Genomic DNA, 23,885 nt, shown 5'->3' with positions numbered 1-23,885 from the left:
GCAAAGATCCCAAATCGCGTCGAGTCGGCAGCGACACGACGCCGCACTTGGCGAACTTAGCGATTCTACCAAAGACCCGCTCTATTCGTCAGTTCCCGCGTAATCGGCGCCGGCGGCGTTCCTTGCCCGGGCTGCAGTGCGGGTGATAACGGCAAAGTTTTCCTAAGTGGAGAATCTTCGCTGGGAAGGTCGAAATGGAAAGCGACGGCATTACGCTCTTTCAACTCGGCGGCCGTTGCGACTTTCGACCACTCCCCGATCTTGCCATCTTCCCATGAAACACTACGACTGCATCGTCATCGGCACCGGTCCCGCGGGGCAGAAGGGCGCCATCCAGGCCGCCAAGCTCGGCAAGCGGGTGGCGATCATCGAGAAGAACGCCGTCCTGGGAGGAGCCCAGATCAACACGGGGACGATCCCGTCAAAGGCCCTCCGCGAGGCGGTCCTCCACCTGACCGGCGCCAACAGCCGCGGGCTTCTGGGAGGCAACAACCAAGCGAAGAAGCACATCACAATCGCCGACCTGGTGGTCGCTTCGCAGCAGGTCATCCGGCACGAGTGGGACGTCATTCGCGACCAGTTCGATCGCAACGGCATCGAACTGCTGTGGGGCCGGGCCGAGTTTGCCAGCCCGTTCGAGGTCAAGATCGTCCGCGACGAGCAGGTCGAAGTCATCTCGGCCGACCGGTTTCTCGTGGGAGTGGGGACCCGCCCCGCGCGACCCCAGTCGGTGCCGTTCAACGGCCGGACCATCTTCACAAGCGACGAGGTGCTCCACCTCGACCACCTGCCGCGGACGATGGTCGTCGTGGGGGGCGGGGTGATCGGCACCGAGTACGCGTGCATCATGGCGACCCTCGGCGTGCGGGTGACGCTCGTCGAGGGCCGCGACCGCGTGCTGGGATTCCTCGACCAGGAAATCTGCGACGCTTTTCACTACTTCCTCCGCCAGAAGGGGATCACCCTCCGACTGGGCGAGAAAGTGGAGCGGATCGAGGAAGTCGACGCCCGCGCAGGCAACTCGCCGCGGCTGGTTCAGGCGCGACTCGAATCGGGCAAGACGCTGCACGCCGAGACGCTGCTGTACGCCGTCGGCCGACAAGGCGTCTGCGGTTCGCTGGGGCTCGAGCGCGCGGGGATCGAGTTCGACGACCGCGAACGCCTGCGGGTCAACGAGAACTATCAGACCGCTGCCGAGCACATCTACGCCGCGGGGGACGTCATCGGCTTCCCCGCTCTGGCGAGCACCTCGATGGAGCAAGGCCGCCGGGCGATCTGCCACGCCTTCGGCCAGTGCGACGTCGGCAACTACAACACGTCGCTGTTCCCCTACGGCATCTACGCCGTGCCCGAGATCTCGATGGTCGGCAAGACCGAAGAGCAGCTCACCGAGGAGGGAGTTCCCTACGAGGCGGGGGTCGCCAATTACCGCGAGATCGCCCGCGGGCAGTTGCTCGGCGACACGCTCGGAATGCTCAAGCTGCTGATTCACCAGGAGACGCACAAGATCCTGGGGGTGCACGTCATCGGTACGGGGGCGACCGAACTGATTCACATCGGGCAGGCGGTCATGGCGCTCGACGGGGACGTCGAGTTCTTCATCAACAACGTGTTCAACTTCCCGACGCTCGCCGAGTGCTACAAAGTGGCGGCGTACAACGGGTTGAACAAGCTGAACCATGTCTGCGGCGGCGTGCTGATCGAGGCGTAGGCATCCTCGCGGAAGCATCGCAAGAACTCGCCGGTCGCGAAACCCGCGCCTTGCCGAAACGCAACGGAGGCAGTTTCTGTTAGAATCTCCCACGCGACGTCGGACGATCGGAAACTCGCGGCTTTCGATCCTCAAGTTCTCTGTCTGGTTCCGTCATGCACCTGTTCGCCTACGGCACGCTCATGTTCGCCGAAGTGTGGGACCGCGTCGTGCCGCGACGGTTCGCTTCCCAAGGGGGAAGCGTGACGGGCTATCGGGTGCGGCGGGCCGCCGGGCAGTTGTTTCCGGTCATGTCCCGCGGGGAGCCCGTCGAGCAAGTGCCGGGGCTCGTCTACTTCGATCTCGACCCGGAAACCGTCTCGCTGTTGGACGAGTACGAGTCGTCGCTCTACGACCGGGCGCCGGTGACGGTCGCGCTCGACGACGGCCGCACGATCGAGTGCGAGACCTATCTGCTGCCCGACGACCGGCGAGGGTACGCCAGCGAGCAATCGTGGACGGCCGCATGGTTCGCGGACCACGGACTCGCAGAGTATCTGCGACAGTGGTGAACCGACGCTCGGATCAGACCGCGACCGCCTCTTCGGCCAGCGCGACCCAAGCTGATACGCGATGCTCGCACTTCAGCTTGGCCAAGTGCTTGCGATCGAACTTCGTCGGATCGACCTTCCGCTGACCGTCCTCGTCCCGGCGGGCATGGACGATCGCGTTGGCGACGTGAACGGCCGTCAACGGGGAGAAGGTCGAGCAATCCAGCGCGCGGGGATCGTGGTGGAAGGCGACCGCCTCGACAATATCCTGAGGCAGACCCCACAGCCCCAGCAGGTAACCGCCGATGTCGGCATGGGTCGCTTCGAGCTGATCCTGCTCGGCGGCCAACAGCGGCAGGCCCGATTGCTCGGCCGCCTGACAGACCAACGCGTAGTTGCGTCCGAAGTGATCCGAGAGGACCAGCTTGCCGATGTCGTGCAGCACGCCGGCGAGCATCGCGTTGTCGGCCGCGTCGCGAGGGAGCCCCTCGACAATTGCGATGTGCTGAGCCAAGGCCCCAACGGCCAGACTGTGATCCATGACCCGTTCGAGCAGTTCGGCGGGGATCCGCGACTCTTCAAGCTGCTTAAAGACTCCCGCCGTCAACACGAGCGGCTTGAGCGAGTTGAGCCCCAGCAGAGCCGCCGCGTGCCGGACGTCGGAGACGTGGACCGCCAGTCCGAAAAACGAGCTGTTGACCAATTGCAGCACCTTGGCGGTCATGCTGACGTCGCGAGCCAACAACTCAGAGACGCGGCCCACCTCGGCGTCCTCGCGCTGCAGCTCCTCGACGATGGCGATGTACACGTCGGGAAGCGAGGGGAGCTTGTCGATCTGGCTCACCAGCCCCTTCACCCCCGGCTTGCGCAAGCGCCGACCCAGCATCGCGGCGCGCGCGATCGACTCGCGCATCAGGCCGACGTCGACCGGTTTGGACAAGTACCGATGAGCCACCCCCAGCGACTTGACAAGCGCCGCCGACTTCTCGGGAGGGCAAACCAACAATCGCACGGCGTCGGGATACAAGTCGCGGACGCAGCCGAGCATCTCGGCCCCGTCGACGCCGAACATGTTCAGGTCGGCGACCACCGCGTCGTAGGGCTTTTGGGCGAGGGAATCGAGCCCCGCGGCGGCGCCGAGACAAAACTCCATTTCCCAATCGCGGCGATAGGCTCGCAGCATTCGCTGGGTCCGGTCCAGCGACTCGCGATCGTCGTCGACGATCAAGACGCGCAGATCATTGGCGGCCATTCTGTGGTCCCGTGCAGCAGCGTGGCGTGGAATCGCGAAACAGGCTCGCGCTCGGCCGGAGGCCTCGAGGGGGCCGAAACGACCCTCGCAACGTTCCGCCCCGGGCGTTGCGTCGCATCGAACCCACGAGAAGGACTGTGACGAGCGAGAGGGGAAGCTGGCGGCGCCGACCTGTCGGCCGTACCGCCTCGGTCCCGTGTGAAACCTAGCTTGCCGCAGAGTGCGGGGCCGGGGATTTCGCGACGCGTCTCCCCTCGGCGGGGTGGGACGAAAATCGGTTTGACCGCCATAACCAGCCTACGACCGTTTTCTGCGGAGAAAACGGGCAACCGCGACGGCCGGCCGGTCGCCGAACCGACGAATTCCGGGAGAACTGGGCGTCGAAACGCCCCTCTCCCGCTGCGGCAACCTGTGATACAACGGGCCCTTGGCATATCCCAGTCGCAGCGGCGCGGCACGACTCCCGCGATCCTGGCTGAACCTGAGCCTGACAGAATCGGTCTGATCGTAGCCTCCTATGGCCGCCACCACTTTTTCCGGATCGATGGTCAAGTACCCGGCCCGGGTCTCTTTCGCCACGTTCTTCGGACTGATCACTGTCGGGGCCCTGCTGCTGCAGCTGCCGGCTTCTCGCGGCGAACGGGCCGATCGCCCCGTCTCGCTGTTGGACGCCTACTTCACGGCCACCAGTGCGGCCTGCGTCACGGGACTCACGGTCCGCGACACCGCCGGCGAGTTCAGCCTGTTCGGCCAAATCGTCATTCTCGGCTTGATCCAACTCGGCGGCATCGGCATTGTCACCGTCACGACCTTTACGTTGCTGAACCTCGGCTCGCAGGCAAGCCTGCGACAACGCAACGTCATCGCCGAAACCCTGGGGGCCGGCGATCGCGTCGACCTGAAATGGGTGTTGCGAAACGTCATTTACGCCACCTTCGTCTGCGAAGCTGTCGGCTGGGCAATCCTGTCGTTGCGATTCTGGATGACCGAACAGGGGTCCCTGAGCCGCGCACTGTGGTCGGGTTTATTCCACTCGGTGTCCGCGTTCTGCAACGCGGGGTTCGCGCTCTACGCCAACAGCATGGTGCAGTACCGCGACGACCCGATCGTCTGCCTCACAATCATGGCGCTGGTGATTGTCGGGGGGCTGGGCTATCCGGTCATTCTCGATTTGGCGCGCAACTGGAAACGCCCCTGGGGCGAGTTGTGGCAACATCTCAGCCTGCACAGCAAAGTGATGCTGCTGGGCACCGGCGGGCTGTTGGCGCTCAGCACGTTGACCTTCCTGCTGTTGGAATTCGACAAGGCCTTTCGCTCGATGCCATGGTGGCAACGTGCGATGGGGGCCGCGTTTCACGCCGTCTCCTGCCGCACGGCGGGATTCAACACGATTGACGTCGGCACGTTGACCAACGCATCGTTGTTCATCACGCTGCTGTTGATGCTCGTGGGAGCCGGGCCGTGCTCGACCGCAGGGGGATTCAAGATCTCGACGCTGATGGTGCTGGTGCTCCACGCTTGGTCGCGATTTCGCGGAGCAAGTCACGTCAACTTCTTCCGCCGTTCGATCCCCGCCGAGACCGCCGGCCGAGCGACCGCCGTCGCCATGCTGTTCACCGTCATCATGGTCGTCTCGGTGACCGCGATCCTCGTCATGCAGCAGCGTCAGCCCGTCGCTGATCGCTCGCAGGGTCTGTTCATCGACGTGCTGTTCGAGACCGCCTCGGCCCTGGGAACCGTCGGGCTCAGCACCGGCATGACGACCGAGTTGTCGAATCTCGCCCGGATCGTCATCATCTGTTGCATGTTCCTCGGCCGCTTGGGGCCGATTTCGGTGTTCGCGGCCGTCTCCTCGATCGAGCAGAGGCACACGCTCGAGTACGAGCGGGAGGAACCGTTGTTGGGCTGACGAGAGGACCTTGAGATATGAGGACGCTGGAACGCCCGAGGATGATCGACGCTCAACGTATGCCGACTCCGAATTCCGCTCCCTCAGCACTCTCCGTGCACTCGGCGGCGATGTTTTGCCGAACAGAGCTGCAACGACTTGACTGTCCCTGCAGATCCCCGTCGCCGCTTCACTCGCCACTGAGAACGCAGTTCTCGCAACCTGACTGATCCGTTATGGCTGAACCGAAAAAGCAGCATTACATCATCATCGGCATGGGCTCCTTCGGCGCCGCGCTGGCGCGCCGGTTGTCATCGCACGGCGCCCGCATCACCGGGCTTGACGGCAGTCGCGAAAAAATCAGCGACTTGAGCGACGTGCTCTACGAGCCCGTCATCGGCAATGCGACTGAACGGAGCACGCTCGAGCACCTCGCCCTGGCCGACGCGACCGCGGTCATCATCAGCCTGGGCGAAGACATCACCCAGTCGCTGTTGGCGACGCTCCACTGCCGCGACCTGGGAGCCAAGCGGATCATCGTCAAAGGGGTGACCCACGAGCACGGCCAGATCCTCAAGAGCCTCGGCGCCTCGCGAGTGATCTTCCCCGAGGCGGAAATCGCAGAGTCGCTCGCCGATCGACTCATCCGCCCGAACATCGTCGATTTCCTGCCGCTGAGCCCCGACTATAGCTTCGTCGAAATCGCGGTTCCCGATACGCTGATCGGCAAGACGCTGCAAGAGATCGACATCCGCAAGCGATTCAGCGTGTGGGTCTTGGGCGTCAAGGACGCCTTAAGCGGCGAGTTGGAGATGTTCCCCGGCGGCGACTACAAGCTGAAGATCGACCAATTCCTGCTGGTGATCGGCAAGCAAACGGCGATCGACGCGATGCGAGATTTAGGGTGAGTCGCGGCTCCGTTCGGGGGTCGGTCCGTGGCGCCGCATTGACCTGCTCGGACGCCCCTCGGACGCACGTCACCCCACGTCGAAGCTCGTCAGCGGCCCGATCGTGACCGTCGTCGCCCGGGTAAGCGGATACTTCGCCAGCACCGCGTGAATGTCGGCGAGCGTGAGGGAGTCGACTGCGGCGAGGTCGGCCGCGACGCTGCGGTACTCGCGACGCTGCATCCAGTTGCCGCCGACGTTGAACAGTCGATTGCGGGGCTTTTCGCTCCCTAGCACGACGCGCGACTTGACCTTGTTCTGGGCCTGCCGCAGTTCCTCAGGGCGGAACCCGTCGCGCTCGACAGCGGCGAGCAACTCGTGAATCCGCGCGTAATTGTCGACCGCGTCCTCGGGGAGGCAACTCACCCAGGTGAACATCATCCCGGCTCCCTGATACTCGTAGTGCCCCAGGCTGGCCGACTCGACGAGCCCCGAGTCCACGAGATCCCAGTACATGCGGCTCCCCGAGTCGTCGCCGATCATCGTGGCCAGGATCTTTGCGGCATAGCGGTCGGCGTCCTCGGCCGCGGGGCCGTCGGCTAGTTGCAAGATGTATTGCTGCGTCGAGGACTCGCGGACGACATGTTTCACGGCCGTGCGCGACTCGGGGCGGCGAATCTCGCGCGGCGTCGCCCGCGGCGTCCAGGCGTCGCACCGCGCAGCGACTTGCTTCACCAACTCGTCGAAGTCGATCTTGCCCGCCGCGGCCACGAACACGTTGCCGGGCGAGTACCGCGACTCGAAGTAGCTGCGCATCTGATCGGCGGAGAGCGCCCCGACCGACTCCAAGGTCCCCAACACGCTGCGGGCAAGAGGGTGGTCGCCGTAGTGAAGCTCCTTGATATGGTCGTCCATGCCGAACGGGGGCTGATCGGCGTACATCTGAATCTCTTCCAAGATGACGTTCTTCTCCATGTCGAAATCCTCGACCCGCAAGCTGGGCCGAAGAATGTCAGCCAGGATGTCGACGCTGGCCCCCAGGCACTCGGGCAGGACCGAGGCGTAGTAGACGGTCGCCTCCTCGCTGGTGTAGGCGTTGTAGTGGGCGCCGATCTCGTCGAACTCGCGATTGACGTCCTCGGCGCTACGGCGCGGGGTCCCCTTGAACGCCATGTGTTCCAGAAAATGGCTGACCCCGGCCACCTCGTCGCTCTCGTCGCGAGCTCCCGTGCGGACGAAAAAGCCGATCCCCGACGTATGGGCCGCTTCGTTGCACTCGGCGACGATCTCGAGGCCGTTATCGAGCGTGTGCTGACGGAATTCCATGGCTTGCTGGTCTCGACAAGGGCCTATTCTCATCTCATGCAGCGGCGCGAGCCCCCTTCGAACTCGGCGCGGCAGCGTGAGATGCTTGTTTCGTTTATGTGGGGATCGCCAGCGGCGTCGGGCCGAGCGTAGCGAAGGTGAAGTCGCTCGGAGGATTGGCCGCCAGATAGGAGCTGATCGTCTCGGCGGTCAGGGCGTCGACCAAGTCGCTGATCTCTTCGAGCGTCCGAACCCGGCCGAGGTGGAACCAATCGCGGGCAATCGCGCTCGAGCGGGCCGAGGTCGATTCCTGTTGCATGATCAGGCTGCTCTTGATGCGGGCCTTGAGCCGGTCGAGTTCGGCCTGAGTCACTCCGTCGGCCAATCGCACAAGCTCGGCGTAGGTGACGTCGAGCGTCTCCTGGGCTCGTTCAGCGGTCGTGCCGGCGTAGCACAGGACCCGAGCCCGTTCGCGCTGGGTCTGCAGCGAGGCGCTCACCGTGTAGCACAGCCCCCGCTTCTCGCGGACCTCGGTGAACAGCCGCGAGCTCATCCCCCCCGATAAAATCCCGACCGCGGCCCACGCCTGCATGTAATCGGGGTGTTTGTACGGCACGGTCGCATACGCGATGCCGATGTGGCATTGGTTCGAGTCGTACTCAATGTGAGGCGACGTGTCGGCCGGATCGCGGTCGATCGCCGGTTCGACGGCGACCGCGGGCCAATCGCCGAGCAGGTCGTCGACATGGTCGAGCAGTCGATCCCAGTCAAAGTTCCCTGCGACCGCCAGGATGGAGCCGTTGGGGCGATAGTTGTGCCGCCAGTGGGCCGCGACTTCGGCGTCGGTGGCGGCCATGACGCCCGCCTCGTCGCCGTGGCTGGGACGGCCCCAGGGATCGGGATACGTGCGGCGCCGCAATTCGACCATCACCCTCTGCCCCGGCTCGTCTTCGACGCCGCGAATCTCCTGCAGGCACACTTGCTGCGCAGCTTCGAGCTGATCAGCCGGCAGGTGGGGCCGGCGAACGATGTCGGCGTAAATCGAAAGGGCCTCAGGCAAGCTCTCAGCGAGCGTGGCGCCGCTGAAGCTCGACTGCGAGGCGCCGACAGATTCGCCCCGCTCGACCCCCAGGTTCTCCAGGTCGTTGATCAGCGCCCGGCTGTCGCGACGTCCCGCGCCGCGGAGGACCATGTCGCACACCAACCCCGACAACCCCAGCCGATCGGCAGGCTCGCAACTGTACCCGCAGGGGGTCATCAGCGTGAACGCCGCCGACTGCATCGACGGGATCGGTTCGGCCAACAGCACAAGCCCGTTGGCAAACTCGTGCACGCGAGCAGGCGGATCGTGGTAAACGGGCGAAGCGGTCATAGAAAAGGGGGCAAAGACCATCCGGGCGGCACAAGCGACGCCCCGAGATTAGCGGTCGCGCAGGATTCTCACAACCGGGGCTCTCAGGCGCCGTCTCGCCTGCGGAGGGCGCCGACGGCAGAGACTCGGGCGAAAATGGCGTCGCGGGCGAGTTCGACGCCCTTACACTGCCGCCGGGTTCGGCGGCATGTCCGGTTCAACCGCCTTGTAGAGGGTCTTCACCGTGCGGAAGCCCATGCGGCGGTACAAGCCGATCGCCAGTTGATTATCGGCGGTCACCTCGAGAGCGACTCGCGAGACGCCGACCTGCTGCAGCCCGGTACAGGCGGCCACGAGCAGGGCCTTGGCGACCCCGTGGCCCCGGTGGAGGGGGGTGACGCCGATGTTCTGCAGGTTGGCCTTCGAGCGGCTGATGCGTATCGCCTGGATCGTGCCGCAGTACTCCGCCAGCCTCGGCCCGGCGCCGACGTACTCGGCCAGCCAAGTCGCTTCGGGGACGAACCCCTGCTTCCGGCTGATCTCCTCCATCAGCCGAATGCAACTGTTCATTTGCCCCAGGCACGGAAAGACGACCGCGTCCAACTCGTCCCGGAAGCTGAGAAACTTGACTTCGCCGTGAGACTCGACCAAAGCGGCGGACCAGGGGACCAGCCGGTACTCGGGAGACCAAACGGCGGCAGTCGGCCGGCGCCAGCGGCGCAGATCGAGTTCCATCCGGAACCGTTTGTAGTACCGGTAGCTGAAGGTGCGCATATGCGGGCGAGGTGTGCGGGACCGATTGCGCGGGCAGGTTTGGCGGACCGACCCCGAGGGGGGACGGTTTGGCTTCCGCAAGGATACCACTTGTCGCCGATTCGGCCAACAAAACGGCTCGAACCGGAGAAGAAATGAGGCGGAACGCCAAACTGCCAAACCGCAACCGAATCGACAATCCCGCGTTTGCGGGGGGGCTCCGCCTGGAAATTCAGCGAATCAACCCTGCATCTTGGCGGTGAGCTTCCGGAAGCACTCGAGCGTTTGGGGACTCACGTGGTGCTCGATCCCCTCGGTATCAATCGCCGCGACGCGGGCGCTCACCCCGATGGCGCGCAAAAAATTGTAGACGATCTCGTGCCGGCGACGCGACTCGTCGGCGAGCTGCCGACCTCGAGGGGTCAAGGTCAGCGGGGCATAGGCCTCCCCCTCGACCAGCCCCTCGCGGCGCAGCCGGGCGACGACCTTGCTGACGGTGACGTGGCTCACGTCGAACAGCCGAGCGAGATCAATGACTCGACAACGCCCCTCGGCGGCGTGGACCTCGGCAATCGCCTCGACGTAGTCCTCGGCCGTCTCTTGGGCGTGATCGTCCCGGGTGCGGCGATGCGGGTCGGCGGCGGCGGGGGCAGGGCGGGGCATCGCACACGCAAGGAGCCAGGGCGAAAGAAGAACGGCCCGACCGGTTCGGACAAGCCTCCGCAGGCAGTATAGGCAGGAGCCGGAGAACTGACGACCAAGGACGGCAATTTTTTGACGGCGCCAACCCGCTTGACGGCGAATTTAGCCGCGGCTACACTTTCCGCAGATTTGTAGCACTGGCTACATTTCCCTCGCCCAGCGCCCCGCTCCTTGCCCGCGAGTCGTGTCATGGTTCGTCTGACGGAGTGTCGTCCCGCCTCCTCGCTTTCGCTCTCGGCGTTGCGATCGTCCGGTCGGCCCCGCGCCGCTGTTCGTGGCGCGCGGGGCTTCACGCTCGTCGAGCTGTTGGTCGTCATCGCGATCATCGGCGTGCTGGTGGCGCTCTTGCTGCCGGCAATCCAGGCGGCGCGCGAGGCGGCCCGCCGCTCGCAGTGCGCGAACAACCTGCGGCAGATCGGTCTGGCGACTCTCAACCACGAAGCGGCTCGGCGCGTCTTGCCGCCAGGGTACGCGTCGCGGAGCTTGGAGCAGCCCCCGCGAGCCGATCGCGACCCGGACACATGGGACGCGGGCCCGGGCTGGGGCTGGGCCGCCCATCTGTTGCCCTACATGGAACAGACCGCGATCGGCCAGCAGATTCGGCTCGACGATCCGCTGTGGATCGCCGAGTTCGCCCCGCTGGTGCGCGCGCAGATCGAGTCGTTCCTCTGCCCGTCGTCGTCCGGCGAGCGAGAGCCGTTCCTTGTGACCGACCCCCAGGGGGCCCCGCTGACGATCGGCGGTCGTCAGGTCGAGCTCGGACGTTCGCACTACGTGGCCAGTCACGGTCAGGAGTCGTGTTGGGGCGAATGCGGCGCCGCGAACGACGCCCTCGTCTTCACCGACATCTACTCGGGGTCGACGACCGTCGTCGAGCATCGGGGCGACGTAAAGATCGTGGCCGACGGGCCGTTCTATCGCAACTCGCAGATCACGCTCCGCGAAATCACCGACGGCACGTCGCAAACGATCTTCTTCGGCGAGCATTCCTCGCTCCTGAGCGACAAGACCTGGGTCGGCGTCGTGCCGGGCGCCCTGACGCTTCCCAAATTGGAATCGCCGGCCAACGGCGACGATGCGGCCGCGACGCTGGTGCTCGTGCATGGCGGGCCGTCGGGGGGCGAATTGGACATCACCGGCTTGCCGATCATTCATCCGGTGAACTTTCCGACGCTCCACGTCGGCCAGATGTACGCCGAGCACGCCGGCGGCGGGAACGTGGCCCTCGGCGACGCCTCGGTGCGGTTCGTTTCCGAGGACGTCAACCTGCTGGTGTGGGCCGAGTACTCGAGCATCAACGAGGGCGAAGTCGGGGGCGGCGAGCTATGACTGCATCGCACTGCTGCCCGCAGCGCCGCGTGCGGCGCATCCTCCGGTCCGTCCCGTTGGTTCTGCCGCTCGTCGCGGCGGGCTGCGGCGAACCCCCGCTGAGCGCCGAAGGATACGAAACGGCGACTGCGATTTATGCGCTGGCCAATCGCGAGGCCCCCGAAAAGATCGACGCGGCGGCGGCGAAAATCGACGAACTGGTCGCCGCGGGAAAACTCTCGCCGAGCGAAGCCGAGCGGCTCGGCGACATGCTCGAGGACGCCCGGCGCGGCGAGTGGGCCGCCGCACGCACCGCGGCCCGAAAGCTCATGCAACACCAGGTCCGCCCGGCGAAATGAACTCTGCCCGCTCACCCGCAGCCGGCGCGACCGCATCGGCCCTGTTCGGCACAGTCGCAACCGTCGTGGCGACGGCTTGCATCGCGGTCGGCGGCGGCTGTTCGAGCGGCGCCGCGGGGCCCCATGCCGACGAACGACAAGTCGTGCATCATTACGCCGGCGCGGGGCCCGTGCATGTCGTCTGCACGACGGGCCCGGTGGCCGAGTTGGTGCGCCGCATCGGGGGGGAGCGGGTCCGCGTCGAGGCCCTCATGGGGCCGGGAGTCGACCCCCACCTGTACAGCCCTGCCGCCTCCGACGTGTCGCGGCTGCGGCGGGCCGACGCGATCGTTTACAACGGGCTCCACCTGGAAGGCCGGATGGCCGAGTTGTTCGAGCAACTTGCCCGACGGAGATTCACGCTCGCCGTCGCGGCGGGTTTGGTCGAACGCAACGATCCGCGGTTGCGCGAACCGCCGGAGTTCGCCGGGCTGTACGATCCGCACGTCTGGCACGATGCGGCGCTGTGGGCGACGTGCGCCGGCGATGTCGCGGCGGCGTTCGCCGAGTTCGACGAAGCTCATGCGGAGCATTATCTTGCGAACGCGGCGGCGTACGTCGCCGAGCTTGAGTCGCTCGACGCCGAGTGCCGGGCCGCGATCGCGGAGATTCCCGCCGAACGCCGGGTGTTGGTCACCGCCCACGACGCCTTCGGTTACTTTGGCGCCGCATATGGCTTGGAGGTCCACGGTCTTAAGGGGATCAGCACCGAAGAGGAGAAGGATCTAGGCCGGCAGGAAGACTTGCAACGGATGATTATCGAACGAAAGATCCCGGCCGTGTTCGTCGAGTCTGCCGTGGCTCCGCGGGTCGTGCAGGCGCTGGTCGAACCGGTCCGGGCCCGTGGGTTCGCGCTCGTGCTCCCCGACGAACCGCTGTACGCCGACGCCCTGGGCGCCCCCGACAGCGACGCCGCGACCTACGCCGGCATGCTGCGACACAACGTTCGAGTCATTGTCGAAGGGCTGAGCAAGTGACAAGGCAAGGACCTCTCTCACGCAACTCGGCCCCAAGAAGTTATCCACCGCAAGCCTGAGCTGTCCTTCGCCGCTGGCAACACCAGGAACGCCCGCCAACCAACCAGTTCCCGCCAAGCACCAATCCTCCTATGCCTCCCGCCTTCGAAATCCACGACATGACCGTCGCCTATCACCGTCGGCCCGTGTTGTGGGACGTCGACCTGATCGTGCCCGAGGGAAAACTGGTGGGAATCATCGGCCCCAACGGCGCAGGGAAGACGACCCTCATCAAGGCGGCCTTGGGGCTCACGCCGCTGGCCAGCGGCAAGGTCGAGATCTACGGCAAACCCTACCGCGAGCAGCGGCATCTGGTGGGATACGTGCCGCAGCGCGAGAGCGTCGACTGGGATTTCCCCGTGACCGTCGAAGACGTCGTGCTGATGGGGACCTACGGTCGGTTGGGCTGGATCCGACGCCCGGGACGCCGCGAGCGCGAGACCGCCGCGCGCAGCCTCGACCAGGTCGGCATGCTGCCGTTCGCCAAACGGCAAATCCGGCAACTTTCCGGCGGGCAACAACAGCGGGTGTTTCTTGCCCGGGCGCTCGCCGAGCAAGCGCGGATCTACTTTCTCGACGAACCGTTCGCCGGCGTCGACGCGGCGACCGAGTCGGCGATCGTCGCGCTCTTGCAGTCGCTCCGCAGCGACGGTCGCACCGTGTTCGTCGTCCACCACGACCTGGAAACGGTCCGCGAGTATTTCGATTACGTAATCCTGCTCAACATGCGGCTCGTGGCGTGCGGGCCGGTCGAGTCGACCTTCACGACCGAGAACCTGCAGAAGACTTACGGCGGCCGGCTCACAATCCTCGATGCGGCCGCCGAGGCAATGCGGCAGGGCGAAGCCGTGCGATGAACGTCCCCGATGCCATGTTCGCCCTGAGCCTGTCGACCAAGGTGACCGTGGGTACAGCGGCCCTGGGGGGAATCGCCGGCGCCATCGGCGCGCTCGCCGTATTGCGCGGTCGCTCGCTGCTGGGCGACATGCTGTCTCACGCCGCGTTGCCGGGAGTCGTGCTGGCCTTTCTGCTCACCGGCTCGCGAAGCCTCGCCGTGCTGTCGGTCGGCGCCCTGGCCAGCGGGTTGGCGGCGGTCGGCCTGATGACGCTGGTCATCCGCTGGACAAGAACCAAGGAGGACGCCGCGATCGGCGTCATGCTCAGCACCTTTTTCGGACTGGGGGTCGTGCTGTTGTCCAAGGCGACCCGCTCGACCGCGAGCGGCAACAGCGCGGGACTGACCTCCTTCTTGTTCGGCGAGCCGGGCAACATGCTCACCAGCGACTTGGCTCTGATCGGCGCCGTGGGAATCGCTTCCGCAGCGACGCTGGCGCTGCTGTTCAAGGAATTCAAGCTGGTCGCGTTTGATCCCGACTTCGCCTTGTCGCAGGGGTGGCCCGCGACGCGCCTCGACTTGGCGATGATGACGCTGGTGGCCGCGGTGACGATTGCGGGACTGCCGATCGTGGGGGTCGTGCTCATGGCGGCGATGATCATCCTGCCCGCGGCGACGGCAAGGATGTGGACCCATCGGCTTCACACGCTCTTGTTGTTGGCCGGGGCGCTGGGCGTCGTCGCCGGGGGAGTCGGTCCGCGGCTGGGGCACGGCGTACCCGCGGGACCGGCGATCGTGCTGACCGCCGCAACGCTGTTTGTCCTCTCGCTGCTGTTTGCCCCCGAGCAGGGGATGATCGCCCGGCTCGTCCACGAGCAGCGACTGCGACGGCGCGTTGCGCAGGACCATTTGCTGCGGTCGTTGTACGAACTGGCCGAGCCGCGACTCGCCGAGACCCCGATGATCCCGTTCGCCGCGCTGGCGGCCAACCGCGGCTGGCGCCCGGCACGGTTGCGACGTCTGCTCTCGGCGAATCAGGAGCAGGGGCTGCTCGCATATCGGGGCGACGCCGTGACGCTCACACCCCTGGGAATCCGCGCCGCCGCGGAAGCCACGCGCCGGCATCGGCTGTGGGAACTTTACATGATGCGGGTCGCGGGGGCCGCGGCCGATCACGTCGATCGCTCGGCCGACGACGTCGAGCACCTGCTGCCGCCGGCCGTGCTGTTGGAGTTGGAAGCGGAACTGGCTGCCGAAACCGCGGCCGAAGCCGCCGCCGCGCCCACGGTCCCCCCGTCGCCGCATCGCATGGGGGGCGACGCGCCATGACCGGCTGCTCTCCTGCCTTGGCCGTCGGGTGGCCGACGTGGCTGGTGTCCGACGCCGCGGCGATCATCGCCACCGGAGCCGTGACGGCCGCGGCCTGCGCGGTGCTCGGGTCGTTCCTCGTGCTGCGGCGCATGAGCATGATGGGGGACGCAATCTCGCATGCCGTGTTGCCCGGGATCGCCGCGGCGTTTCTGATCACCCAATCGTACTCCGTGGGCCCGTTGCTCGTCGGCGCCATCGTGGCGGGTCTGGCGACCGCCGCCCTCACGCAATCGCTGCATCACTACGCTCGCGTCCCCGCCGACGCAAGCATGGGGGTCGTATTCACGTCGCTGTTCGCGCTGGGGGTCGTTCTGATCACGCAGGTCAAGGGAGTCCACTTCGACAAGCAATGCGTCTTCGAGGGCGCCCTCGAACTGACGCCGCTGTACGTGGTCACGATCGCAGGGGTCGAACTCCCCCGGGCATTGGTCGTCGGCGGGGTCGTGCTTGCCATGAACCTGCTGATCGTCGCGCTGTTGTGGAAAGAGCTGAAGCTCAGTTCGTTCGACCCCGCGCTGTCCGAAACGATGGGATTCTCCGCGGGGCTGCTCCACTATCTGCTGATGGCCCTGACGGCGATCACGGCAGTTGCGTCGTTTGAGGCCGTAGGGTCGATCCTCGTCGTGGCGATGCTGATCGTCCCCGCGGCGACGGCCCACCTCCTGGTCGATCGGCTCGGACCGATGGTCTTTCTCTCCGCGGCGCTCGGGGCCGTGTGCAGCGGTCTCGGATACGCCCTGGCTGCGTGGTTCGACGTCAACATCGCCGGCATGATGGCCGTCGTCGCCGGCGGGCTCTACGGATTGGCCGTGCTGCTCTCGCCGCAATACGGCATCCTCAGCGCCGTGGTCCGCAACGCTCGGCTCGCCTTGGCCGTGGTGCGTGACGACTTGCTGGGAGTGCTGTACCGACTGGAAGAACTGGGAACCGAGCATCGCCTCGCCGCGGCTGAGGCCTGCGCGGCCGTCGGCGGCGGCCTGCTCGCTCGTCGCGGGTTGGCCGGCTTGCTGCGTGCCGGACAGGTGACGCAGACGACCGGTCGGCTGGAGCTCACCCCTGCGGGACGCGACGCGGCGCGGCAATTGGTCCGCGCCCACCGCCTGTGGGAAAACTACCTCGTCCAGCACCTCGGCCTGCCGCTCGACCATGTCCACGCCCCGGCTGATCGGGTCGAGCACTACATCGACGCGACGATGAAAGAGTCGCTCGAGCAAAAGCTCGACGACGCGCGGACCGACCCGCACGGGCGCGAGATCCCCAACTAACCCGGGCGGCTGCGGCTTCAGCTTTTTCCTGCAACGCCGAGAGCGCCACGAGCGTTCAAGCTCGCTTCGCGATCAATCCGCGCAGCGTAGCGAGATTGATCACATCGAGGTCGACGCCGTTCTCCTCCCCTTTGGGCGTTTCCAGATACATCGGCACGCGGCGGAAGCGGCGATCGTTCACCAGGAACCGGAACGGCTCGATCCCCATCTCGCCCCGGCCAATCGCCGCATGGCGATCGACGCGCGAACCGAACTTCGCCTTGCTGTCGTTGAGGTGGAACGCACGGATCTGGTCGAGGCCGACGGACTGATCGAACGCCCGCATCGTCGCCCGGTAATCCTTCTGCGTCCCCATCGCATAGCCCGCCGCGAAGACGTGGCAAGTGTCAAAGCACACTCCCAGCCGCTCGGGTTGCCGCGCCGCATCGAGGATCGCCGCAAGGTGCTCGAACCGCCAGCCGAGGTTGCTCCCCTGGCCGGCGGTCGTCTCAAGCAGGATCATCGCCGCGACGCCGCGGGATTGCTTGTGAACCTCGTCGAGCCCCTGGGCGATCCGCTTGATCCCGGCCGCCTCGCTGCTGGTGGTGTACGCCCCGGGATGGGCGACGACGTAGGGGATCCCGAGTTGCTCGGCCCGCTGCAGTTCGACGACCGTCGCGTCGATCGACTTCGTCCACAACTCGTCGTCGGGGCTGCCGAGGTTGATCAGATACGAGTCGTGCGAGATGGGATGCGCGATTCCCAATTCGACCAGCGCGGCCTTGAACCGCTCGGCCTCGGCAGGGGCGATCGGCTTGGCCCGCCACTGGTTGTTGTTCTTGGTGAACAACTGCACGCAATCGCATCCGACGCGGGAGGCGGCTTCGACGGCTTTGTAATAGCCGCCGGCGATCGACATGTGGGCGCCCAACAGTGCCATGCGGCCCAAGCTAGCGGCTCGCAGCCGCAGCGCACAGGGGGCGGTTGAGGGGAGAGAGGGCTTGGCTTACAATTCGCGTTCGCCGCGGGCGGAGACCAGCGACGATCGTTTCGACCGCCATTCTTCGGACTTTCTTGACCACGGACCGTTTCGCCATGCAACGCACGTTTATTCTGCTGAAACCCGATTGCGTTCAACGCCGCCTGATGGGGCGCATCCTCGCCCGGTTCGAGGACAAGGGGCTCAACGTCGTGGCGATGAAGATGCTGCGGATTACCCCCGAACTGGCCAAGCAGCACTATGCCGAGCACGTGCAGAAGGGCTGGTACCCGACGCTCGAGGGGTTCATCACCGGCGGCCCCGTCGTGGCCGCCGTGCTCGAAGGGCTCGAAGCGATCCGCGTCGTCCGCGACATGCTGGGCGCCACCAATGGCCTGAACGCCGCCCCCGGCACGATCCGCGGCGATTTCAGCAGCAGCCGGCAGATGAACCTCGTCCACGGCTCGGACGGCGAAGAAGCCGCGGCCCGCGAGATCGCCCTCTACTTCAAACCCGAAGAACTGTGCGAAGACACGCCGACGATCACGAAGTGGATGCGCGCGGCAGACGAAGCGTAGGCCGGCTGAATCGCTCCGCAGGTCTCTCGCTCGTCAGCCGCGCCGACCCTATAGGGTCAGCAGCGACAGGCTGACGTGCATCATGCGGTCTTCCAGGCGGACCGCCTCGGGGTCGTCGTGCTCGAAGCTGACGGTCAGAAAATCCAGCCCGCGGGCGTAAGCGATCGTCAGATTATTGCCCACCAGCACCGACGGGATCGTGATGTGGGAGAATCCCCACTCGGTCTTGGCGAGCCCCGACTTGATGCCGCCGACGATGATGTTGGTGATCTCGCCGGCCCCGTCGACGACTTGCGACGTGAGCTTGTCGAACTTGTCGGCAAGAAGACCCTCGACCGCTCGCACGGCGAACTGCTCGGCAAGATTCACCGTGGCGAACCCGGTCACCTTGCCGTGCACGCCGATCATGCCCGTGACGATCCCGGTTTGCGCGGTGGGGACGCTCGACACGCCGGTGCAGCGAATCTTGACGCCGCACATGTCCATTGCGTTTCGGACGGCGGTCTGAACGCTGTCGAACAGCACGCCATTGACGCTGACGGCTTCCAAAGACTGTCGCTCGGCAAGGGCGGCGCTCATAACGGACTCGCGTACATCGGATGGGAACAGAAACGGCGCCGCCGCCTCAGGCGGCGCTGGCAAAGTATGGGATAGCCAATTGCCTGGGGCGTCCCTCCTCGCCTGGCGAGAACCGGAAAAACGCGGCTCCCCGCACGCTACAGCCGGCACAGCCGGCCCGCTGCGCCCGCTGCTGTGCCGCAAGCCGAAGAAGCTCAGAACCGGGCTCGGTCGTCGCTGAGGCGGTAGCGCTTGATCTTGCGGTCAAGCGTCGAGCGTTCGATCCCCAAGATCGACGCGGCCTTGCTCTTGTTCCAATGCGTGGCATTGAGGGTCCGCAGGATGTGGGCCCGCTCGACGTCGACCAGCGAGGCCGGCTCGTAGCCGACGTGTCGCTCGCCCAGTTCGTAGCCGACCTCGGTGTCGCCGGCCGTCTTGAGGTGCGACAACACCAGATCGTCGTGATCGACGTACTCGCCCCGGGCCAACACAACGGCCCGTTCGATCACGTTCTTCATCTCCCGGACGTTGCCGGGCCAGCGATAGCGGAGCATCTCCTCCATCGCGCGGGGCGTGAAGCCTTTGAGTTTGCGGCCCGTCTCTTCGTTGAACTTGCGAAGAAAGTACTCGGCCAACAGCGGAATGTCCTCGGGCCGTTTGCGCAGCCCCGGGACGATGATTTCGAGCACGTGCAGGCGGAAGTAGAGATCGCGCCGGAATTTCCCCTCGGCGACGTCCTTCTCAAGATCGCGATTCGTGGCGGCAATCGTGCGGACGTCGACCTTGATCTGCTCGGCGCCGCCGACGCGCTCGAACGGATGCCCTTCCAACACGCGCAGAAACTTGGCTTGGATCGTGGGACTCATTTCGCCGATTTCGTCGAGCATGAGGGTCCCGCGATTCGCCTGCTCGAACTTGCCGATCTTCCGTTCGGTGGCGCCGGTGAAGGCCCCTTTCTCATGGCCGAACAGCTCGCTCTCCAGCAGCGTCTCGGACAGCGCAGCGCAGTTGAGACAGACGAAGGGACCTTTCTTTCGCGGACTGGAAAAGTGAACCGCCCGGGCGACCAGTTCCTTGCCGACGCCGCTTTCGCCGCGGATGAGCACGGTGGCTCGGCTTGGCGCCGCACGACCGATCTGCTGGGCGACGCGGTTCATCACCTCGCTGCCCCCGACAATTTCGCTTTGCACCCCCAATTGCTCGCGAAGCTGCACATTCTCGGTACGGATCTGATTGAGGTTCTCGGCCAGTTCCTGCCGCTTGCTGAGATTCTGCAACGCCACGCCCACCGTGTCGGCCACGGCCAGGGTGAACTCCAAATCCTCAGGGTCGGTACTGCGCTCGGGATCGGTCGAATAGAGGTGGATCAGTCCCAACAGACGCCCGTCCATGCGAACCGGGGCGCAGATGACGCTCGTAGCGAGGATCTCGCCGCGGCTGTCGCGATTGCCCAGTTGGCTGTCGTCCATCACGTTGCGGGCCATGACCGCCTGACCGTCGCGCATTACGGTGGCGGCCAGAAACGCCGAAACGCGATGATACGAGTGGCTGCTCTCGCTGCGCGAGGCGACGACCTCGAGCTCCTCGCCGCTGCGTTGGCCGGTGGCGTCGCGGCGGCGAAGCAAGACGGCGCCGGCGTCGACCTGCGTGCCGGAAAACAGTCCCTCGAGCGCCACATTCGCCAGCGACACGACGTCGGTGCTCTTGGCCAGTTCAAACGCCAGCCGACACAACTTTGCCGCGGCGCGGCCGATCTTGGGGCTCGAATCCTCGGCCTCGTCGATCGACGACGCGTCGAGAAACCGCGTCTGTTCCTTGCGGTGCGTAATCGTCGTCGGCTCGAACGCGTCGAACACGCTCTCCTCGTCGGGATCGACGGGCAGCACGATTTCGGCCGTGTTTCCCTCGACCAGCCGCGAAGATTTGAGAAGCGTGCTCGTATCGGGAAAGGCGCTGGCCAAATCGTCGACGAACGCCAAATGCGAACTGCCGATTTGGACAATATCGCCCGGCTGCAAGTCGTAGTCCCGCACTACGCGCTCGCCGGCGACGATTGTGCCGTTGCGGCTGTCGAGGTCGCGCAGCTTCCAGACGCCGCCGGCTTGGAACACCTCGGCGTGATTACGGCTGCAGCGCTCGTCCTTGATCACGATCGTGTTGGTGGGGGCTCGGCCGATGGTCGCCGACTCGCCCGGCACGAGCCGGATGACGTCGGCCCACTTGGAGCCCTCGCGCGTGATCAGGTAGGCGTTGGCCATGCTCAGCGGCGTTGAGGTCGAGCACCACGGGCTGCGTGGCGCGGCGGCGGCGGGGTGCGCCCGGGGAAGTTGTTCAATTCTGCCACACTCAGGCGGACTTGGTCCCCCTCTATCACCTTATTCCGCAACGCCATCGGGGTTCAAGCTGGCAGCCACGCAAACGCCGAAATAGCTTGGATTTACGACGTATCGTCCCGGTCACGGACGATCGCCCGGGAGCGGAACGGCCTGGGCCCGGCGATTCCGACCGGTCCGGACGCGCCGATTGTGCCGCCCGCGCCGGCTCAGGCCCGTCACGACGGCCCGCGCGGCAGGCAAAACTGTTGAATGCCAAAGGGTTAGCAACTAGGCTGAGTGGAGCGGCAGGACTCGGCGTCGACGCCGGCGCGTGCCCCGCCAACGGAACAGATTTTGCGCCCACAGCCAGGCGGTTGCCGCCCCGGCTGCAGGCGCTCCCGGGTTCATTTCCGGTCCTCCGACCCCGCGCGCCCGTGCGTGCGGGTCGGGGCCGGATTAGGAGACGCGTTCATGTTGAGGCTTCTTTCTCGCGGGATCCTCGTCGTCGCCGTGGCTGCGACGTGCCTTGCATCCGGCGCCGGGGCTCAGATCTTCCCCAGTGCCGTCGGCGGGGTCTCGGTCGACGCCGACGGAGTCCTCGAAGCCCCGACCCAAGCCGAGGAAGAGGCTCTCGCCGCCGCCCGCGCCAGAATCGACCTCGGCGTCCCGAAGGACTTGGAGAAGTACGAAGAACTGCGGGCCGTTTCGCTGAAATGGCTCGAAGCGTCGATCGCCCAAGCAACAGCCGAAGGAAAGGACGTCCCTGCGGCGGTCGCGTACGTCGCCGGCCTGCAGCGGGTGCGCTACGTGTTCGCTTTCCCCGAGCGCGGCGATGTCGTGCTGGTGGGCCCGGCCGAGGGTTGGAAAATCGACCGCTTGGGGAACGTCGTCGGCGCCACGACGAATCGCCCGGTCATTCTGCTCGACGACCTGCTGGCGGGCCTCCGCAGCGGAGCGCCGTCGCGACTCGAGCCAATCACGTGCTCGATTGATCCAAGCCCCGAGGGCTTGGCCCGGGCTCAGGCCCTGTTTGCGCGGATGTCGAGAATGGGCGATCCCGACGAGACCGCAACGGCCGTTGAAGAGGCCCTTGGACCGCAGCGGATCACCGTGACCGGAATCCCCGCAACCAGTCGGTTCGCCCGCACGATGGTCGCCGCCGACTTTCGGATGAAGCGGATCGCGATGGGATTCGAGCCGGCGCCGGTCGGCGGCCTGCCGAGCTTCGTTCAAATGATGAGCGGCCGCAGCGCAACGATGACCCCGCGGTGGTGGCTGGCGCCCAGCTACGAGCCGCTCGCGCAAACGGCCGACGGCTTGTCGTGGGAACTGCGCGGTCCCGGGGTGAAGTGCCTCAGCGAAAGCGAATTCGTCGCGGCCGACGGCCAGCGACAGCGGACCGGTCAGAGCGACCCGCTTGCCGCAAAGTGGGCCGCGATGATGACCGCCGCCTACGAGGAACTGGCAGCGCACGACTCGACCTTCGGCCAGTTGCGAAACCTGATGGACCTGGCGGTCGTCGGCGCCCTGGTCGAACGCGAACAGATGTTCGAGCGGGCCGGACTGGACGCGCCGCAATTGCGGGGCGAGCTGCCCCTAGCCCGGTTTGCGGCGGCTACGCAGACCTCCAGCAAGGCGACGCTGCTGAAGAAGGGCCGCAACTGGATCGTGACCGCCTCGGGCGGAGTCGAGATGCTCCCCTGGCAGATCGTCGAGAAGCACGAGACAGTCGCAGCCTTGGCCGAAGTCCGCGAAAAGTTCGCCGCGGCGAACGGGGCGTACTGACGCCCGCCGCGACGTCCCGATCAATCCGCACAGTTCACAAGCCCCGGCCGGAAGGTCGGGGCTTTTTCATGCGCCGGGGGCGGGTCTGGTCTTCGGTTCCTGCCACGATCGGGGACGGATGACGTCGCGAATCAAGCCGATTTTTTCCAACAGACGAATCGTCAACCAGGTGACGTCGAACTCCCACCACTTGTGGCCGTGAGCGGCGGCGCGCTGGTCGGCGTGGTGGTTGTTGTGCCACCCCTCGCCGTTGCTCCACAGGCCCACCAGCACGTTGTTGCGGCTGTTGTCGCTCGTCTCGTAGTTGCGATAGCCCCACACGTGGGTCACCGAGTTGACGCTCCAGGTGATGTGCCACGTAACGACCGTTCGCACAAAGACGCCCCACACCATTAAACTGGCGCCGAATTGAACCCCCGCGGCAAGCCCTCCCGAGGCGGCCCCGATCGCGAAGCCGATTCCGTAAAAGAAAAGCATGCTGCCAAGATAGACGTACAACCACTTGGCTCCCCGTTCCAGCTTGAGATAGAACGGGTCTCGCAGCAGATCGCGGGTGAAACGCTGATAGTAGTTGACGTTCAGAAACTCGCGATTCTTGAACATCAACCACCCGCAGTGCCCCCACAAGAACGTCACCAGCGGGCTGTGGGGGTCGGGTCGCTCGTCGCTGTGGCGGTGATGGATCCGGTGCATCGCGACCCAGCAGGCCGGCGTGTCTTGCAGCGTGCAGACGCCGAGGATCGCCAGCAAGTGCTCCAGCCGCTTCGGCATCACGAACCCCTGATGGGTCAGCAGGCGGTGATAACACAAGTTGATCCCCAGCGTGCCGAACACGTACAACCCCAACACGGCCAGCACGACGCCGGTCCAACTGAAGAAGTACGGAAAGAACGCAAGACACGCCAACGCGTGAATCAGCGGAATGCCCAGCGCGTACCGCCAGCGGACTTGAACGGGATTGACCGTCGACTCGGGCCATTCGAGCGTGCGCTCGTCGGCGGGCTTCAGCGCGGTCGGGTCGTCCGAGACGGCAACGTCCTCTTCGAGGAGCGTTTCGGAATCAATCGTGGCCATGAGAATCTCGAATCAGTCGAATTGAGGCCGCTGCGGCGGAGTGTC

At 65.7% G+C, this 23,885-nt stretch carries 21 protein-coding genes; 12 read left to right on the top strand and 9 right to left on the bottom strand.

The genetic code is table 11. From position 1 onward, the window contains the following. The first annotated feature begins 274 nt into the window (after positions 1–274). The gene (gene sthA / locus KF688_18965; protein ID MBX3427768.1) at positions 275–1,711 is read left to right on the top strand and encodes a Si-specific NAD(P)(+) transhydrogenase; all 1,437 of its coding nucleotides are present in this window, start codon (positions 275–277) and stop codon (positions 1,709–1,711) included. Between the two features lie 155 nt (positions 1,712–1,866). Then, positions 1,867–2,262: a gamma-glutamylcyclotransferase gene (locus tag KF688_18960; protein MBX3427767.1), complete on the top strand. Its 396-nt coding sequence runs from the start codon at positions 1,867–1,869 to the stop codon at positions 2,260–2,262. A gap of 13 nt (positions 2,263–2,275) precedes the next feature. On the opposite strand, the gene KF688_18955 is transcribed toward KF688_18960, so the two are convergent. Then, positions 2,276–3,493 carry an HDOD domain-containing protein gene (locus KF688_18955; GenBank protein MBX3427766.1) on the bottom strand — a complete coding sequence of 406 codons (1,218 nt, stop codon included), beginning with the start codon at positions 3,491–3,493 and terminating at the stop codon, positions 2,276–2,278. A 517-nt stretch (positions 3,494–4,010) separates the two neighbouring features. On the opposite strand from KF688_18955, the gene KF688_18950 reads away from it, so the two are divergent. Together KF688_18950 and KF688_18945 are read left to right on the top strand one after the other, a co-directional pair. Next, positions 4,011–5,402 (top strand): hypothetical protein, encoded by a 1,392-nt coding sequence (locus KF688_18950; protein ID MBX3427765.1) that lies wholly within the window; start codon positions 4,011–4,013, stop codon positions 5,400–5,402. 215 nt (positions 5,403–5,617) lie between these two features. Further along, positions 5,618–6,289 (top strand): TrkA family potassium uptake protein, encoded by a 672-nt coding sequence (locus KF688_18945; GenBank protein ID MBX3427764.1) that lies wholly within the window; start codon positions 5,618–5,620, stop codon positions 6,287–6,289. Between the two features lie 69 nt (positions 6,290–6,358). On the opposite strand, the gene KF688_18940 is transcribed toward KF688_18945, so the two are convergent. From KF688_18940 to mntR, 4 genes are all read right to left on the bottom strand, one after another. After that, positions 6,359–7,594 carry an insulinase family protein gene (locus KF688_18940; GenBank protein MBX3427763.1) on the bottom strand — a complete coding sequence of 412 codons (1,236 nt, stop codon included), beginning with the start codon at positions 7,592–7,594 and terminating at the stop codon, positions 6,359–6,361. 94 nt (positions 7,595–7,688) lie between these two features. Then, the gene (locus tag KF688_18935) at positions 7,689–8,945 is read right to left on the bottom strand and encodes an insulinase family protein (protein MBX3427762.1); all 1,257 of its coding nucleotides are present in this window, start codon (positions 8,943–8,945) and stop codon (positions 7,689–7,691) included. 162 nt (positions 8,946–9,107) lie between these two features. After that, the gene (locus KF688_18930; GenBank protein ID MBX3427761.1) at positions 9,108–9,698 is read right to left on the bottom strand and encodes a GNAT family N-acetyltransferase; all 591 of its coding nucleotides are present in this window, start codon (positions 9,696–9,698) and stop codon (positions 9,108–9,110) included. Between the two features lie 219 nt (positions 9,699–9,917). Then, complete coding sequence (mntR, locus tag KF688_18925) at positions 9,918–10,340, bottom strand: manganese-binding transcriptional regulator MntR (protein ID MBX3427760.1); 423 nt, start codon at positions 10,338–10,340, stop codon at positions 9,918–9,920. A gap of 228 nt (positions 10,341–10,568) precedes the next feature. Between mntR and KF688_18920 the strand changes: the two genes are divergently transcribed. The 6 genes from KF688_18920 (at position 10,569) to KF688_18895 (ending at position 16,572) form a co-directional block, all read left to right on the top strand. Next, positions 10,569–11,708, top strand: coding sequence for a DUF1559 domain-containing protein (locus KF688_18920; protein ID MBX3427759.1), 1,140 nt, complete (start codon positions 10,569–10,571; stop codon positions 11,706–11,708). After that, a complete protein-coding gene (locus tag KF688_18915) occupies positions 11,705–12,046 on the top strand; it encodes a hypothetical protein (protein ID MBX3427758.1) in 342 nt (113 codons plus the stop codon). The genes KF688_18920 and KF688_18915 overlap by 4 nt, the downstream gene beginning before the upstream one ends. Then, positions 12,043–13,062, top strand: coding sequence for a zinc ABC transporter substrate-binding protein (locus KF688_18910; GenBank protein ID MBX3427757.1), 1,020 nt, complete (start codon positions 12,043–12,045; stop codon positions 13,060–13,062). The genes KF688_18915 and KF688_18910 overlap by 4 nt, the downstream gene beginning before the upstream one ends. Before the next feature lie 131 nt (positions 13,063–13,193). After that, positions 13,194–13,958, top strand: a complete 765-nt coding sequence (locus KF688_18905) for a metal ABC transporter ATP-binding protein (GenBank protein MBX3427756.1) — start codon at positions 13,194–13,196, stop codon at positions 13,956–13,958. Next, positions 13,955–15,265 carry a metal ABC transporter permease gene (locus KF688_18900; GenBank protein MBX3427755.1) on the top strand — a complete coding sequence of 437 codons (1,311 nt, stop codon included), beginning with the start codon at positions 13,955–13,957 and terminating at the stop codon, positions 15,263–15,265. The genes KF688_18905 and KF688_18900 overlap by 4 nt, the downstream gene beginning before the upstream one ends. Continuing rightward, positions 15,262–16,572, top strand: a complete 1,311-nt coding sequence (locus KF688_18895) for a metal ABC transporter permease (GenBank protein MBX3427754.1) — start codon at positions 15,262–15,264, stop codon at positions 16,570–16,572. The genes KF688_18900 and KF688_18895 overlap by 4 nt, the downstream gene beginning before the upstream one ends. Positions 16,573–16,627: 55 nt before the next feature. On the opposite strand, the gene KF688_18890 is transcribed toward KF688_18895, so the two are convergent. Further along, the gene (locus KF688_18890) at positions 16,628–17,470 is read right to left on the bottom strand and encodes a deoxyribonuclease IV (protein ID MBX3427753.1); all 843 of its coding nucleotides are present in this window, start codon (positions 17,468–17,470) and stop codon (positions 16,628–16,630) included. A 176-nt stretch (positions 17,471–17,646) separates the two neighbouring features. On the opposite strand from KF688_18890, the gene ndk reads away from it, so the two are divergent. Continuing rightward, the gene (ndk, locus tag KF688_18885; protein MBX3427752.1) at positions 17,647–18,108 is read left to right on the top strand and encodes a nucleoside-diphosphate kinase; all 462 of its coding nucleotides are present in this window, start codon (positions 17,647–17,649) and stop codon (positions 18,106–18,108) included. 48 nt (positions 18,109–18,156) lie between these two features. Here the strand turns inward: ndk and KF688_18880 are convergent, their stop codons facing one another. Next, positions 18,157–18,687: a chemotaxis protein CheX gene (locus KF688_18880; GenBank protein MBX3427751.1), complete on the bottom strand. Its 531-nt coding sequence runs from the start codon at positions 18,685–18,687 to the stop codon at positions 18,157–18,159. 194 nt (positions 18,688–18,881) lie between these two features. Then, the gene (locus KF688_18875; GenBank protein ID MBX3427750.1) at positions 18,882–20,924 is read right to left on the bottom strand and encodes a sigma 54-interacting transcriptional regulator; all 2,043 of its coding nucleotides are present in this window, start codon (positions 20,922–20,924) and stop codon (positions 18,882–18,884) included. Between the two features lie 528 nt (positions 20,925–21,452). Here KF688_18875 and KF688_18870 point away from each other — a divergent pair. Next, positions 21,453–22,766, top strand: a complete 1,314-nt coding sequence (locus KF688_18870; GenBank protein ID MBX3427749.1) for a DUF1598 domain-containing protein — start codon at positions 21,453–21,455, stop codon at positions 22,764–22,766. A gap of 66 nt (positions 22,767–22,832) precedes the next feature. Here KF688_18870 and KF688_18865 read toward each other — a convergent pair whose 3' ends face one another. Then, positions 22,833–23,840 carry a fatty acid desaturase gene (locus tag KF688_18865; protein MBX3427748.1) on the bottom strand — a complete coding sequence of 336 codons (1,008 nt, stop codon included), beginning with the start codon at positions 23,838–23,840 and terminating at the stop codon, positions 22,833–22,835. Between the last annotated feature and the right edge of the window lie 45 nt (positions 23,841–23,885).

This window comes from Pirellulales bacterium (genome assembly GCA_019636345.1).
Taxonomy (GTDB): Bacteria; Planctomycetota; Planctomycetia; order Pirellulales; family Lacipirellulaceae.
This window is presented reverse-complemented; position numbering and strand designations above follow the sequence as displayed.

Excerpts from the sequence above, each read along its gene's own strand:
- sthA (MBX3427768.1), top strand. The coding sequence starts at position 275 with ATGAAACACTACGACTGCATCGTCATCGGCACCGGTCCCGCGGGGCAG.
- KF688_18960 (MBX3427767.1), top strand. The coding sequence starts at position 1,867 with ATGCACCTGTTCGCCTACGGCACGCTCATGTTCGCCGAAGTGTGGGAC.
- KF688_18955 (MBX3427766.1), bottom strand. The coding sequence starts at position 3,493 with ATGGCCGCCAATGATCTGCGCGTCTTGATCGTCGACGACGATCGCGAG.
- KF688_18950 (MBX3427765.1), top strand. The coding sequence starts at position 4,011 with ATGGCCGCCACCACTTTTTCCGGATCGATGGTCAAGTACCCGGCCCGG.
- KF688_18945 (MBX3427764.1), top strand. The coding sequence starts at position 5,618 with ATGGCTGAACCGAAAAAGCAGCATTACATCATCATCGGCATGGGCTCC.
- KF688_18940 (MBX3427763.1), bottom strand. The coding sequence starts at position 7,594 with ATGGAATTCCGTCAGCACACGCTCGATAACGGCCTCGAGATCGTCGCC.
- KF688_18935 (MBX3427762.1), bottom strand. The coding sequence starts at position 8,945 with ATGACCGCTTCGCCCGTTTACCACGATCCGCCTGCTCGCGTGCACGAG.
- KF688_18930 (MBX3427761.1), bottom strand. The coding sequence starts at position 9,698 with ATGCGCACCTTCAGCTACCGGTACTACAAACGGTTCCGGATGGAACTC.
- mntR (MBX3427760.1), bottom strand. The coding sequence starts at position 10,340 with ATGCCCCGCCCTGCCCCCGCCGCCGCCGACCCGCATCGCCGCACCCGG.
- KF688_18920 (MBX3427759.1), top strand. The coding sequence starts at position 10,569 with ATGGTTCGTCTGACGGAGTGTCGTCCCGCCTCCTCGCTTTCGCTCTCG.
- KF688_18915 (MBX3427758.1), top strand. The coding sequence starts at position 11,705 with ATGACTGCATCGCACTGCTGCCCGCAGCGCCGCGTGCGGCGCATCCTC.
- KF688_18910 (MBX3427757.1), top strand. The coding sequence starts at position 12,043 with ATGAACTCTGCCCGCTCACCCGCAGCCGGCGCGACCGCATCGGCCCTG.
- KF688_18905 (MBX3427756.1), top strand. The coding sequence starts at position 13,194 with ATGCCTCCCGCCTTCGAAATCCACGACATGACCGTCGCCTATCACCGT.
- KF688_18900 (MBX3427755.1), top strand. The coding sequence starts at position 13,955 with ATGAACGTCCCCGATGCCATGTTCGCCCTGAGCCTGTCGACCAAGGTG.
- KF688_18895 (MBX3427754.1), top strand. The coding sequence starts at position 15,262 with ATGACCGGCTGCTCTCCTGCCTTGGCCGTCGGGTGGCCGACGTGGCTG.
- KF688_18890 (MBX3427753.1), bottom strand. The coding sequence starts at position 17,470 with ATGTCGATCGCCGGCGGCTATTACAAAGCCGTCGAAGCCGCCTCCCGC.
- ndk (MBX3427752.1), top strand. The coding sequence starts at position 17,647 with ATGCAACGCACGTTTATTCTGCTGAAACCCGATTGCGTTCAACGCCGC.
- KF688_18880 (MBX3427751.1), bottom strand. The coding sequence starts at position 18,687 with ATGAGCGCCGCCCTTGCCGAGCGACAGTCTTTGGAAGCCGTCAGCGTC.
- KF688_18875 (MBX3427750.1), bottom strand. The coding sequence starts at position 20,924 with ATGGCCAACGCCTACCTGATCACGCGCGAGGGCTCCAAGTGGGCCGAC.
- KF688_18870 (MBX3427749.1), top strand. The coding sequence starts at position 21,453 with ATGTTGAGGCTTCTTTCTCGCGGGATCCTCGTCGTCGCCGTGGCTGCG.
- KF688_18865 (MBX3427748.1), bottom strand. The coding sequence starts at position 23,840 with ATGGCCACGATTGATTCCGAAACGCTCCTCGAAGAGGACGTTGCCGTC.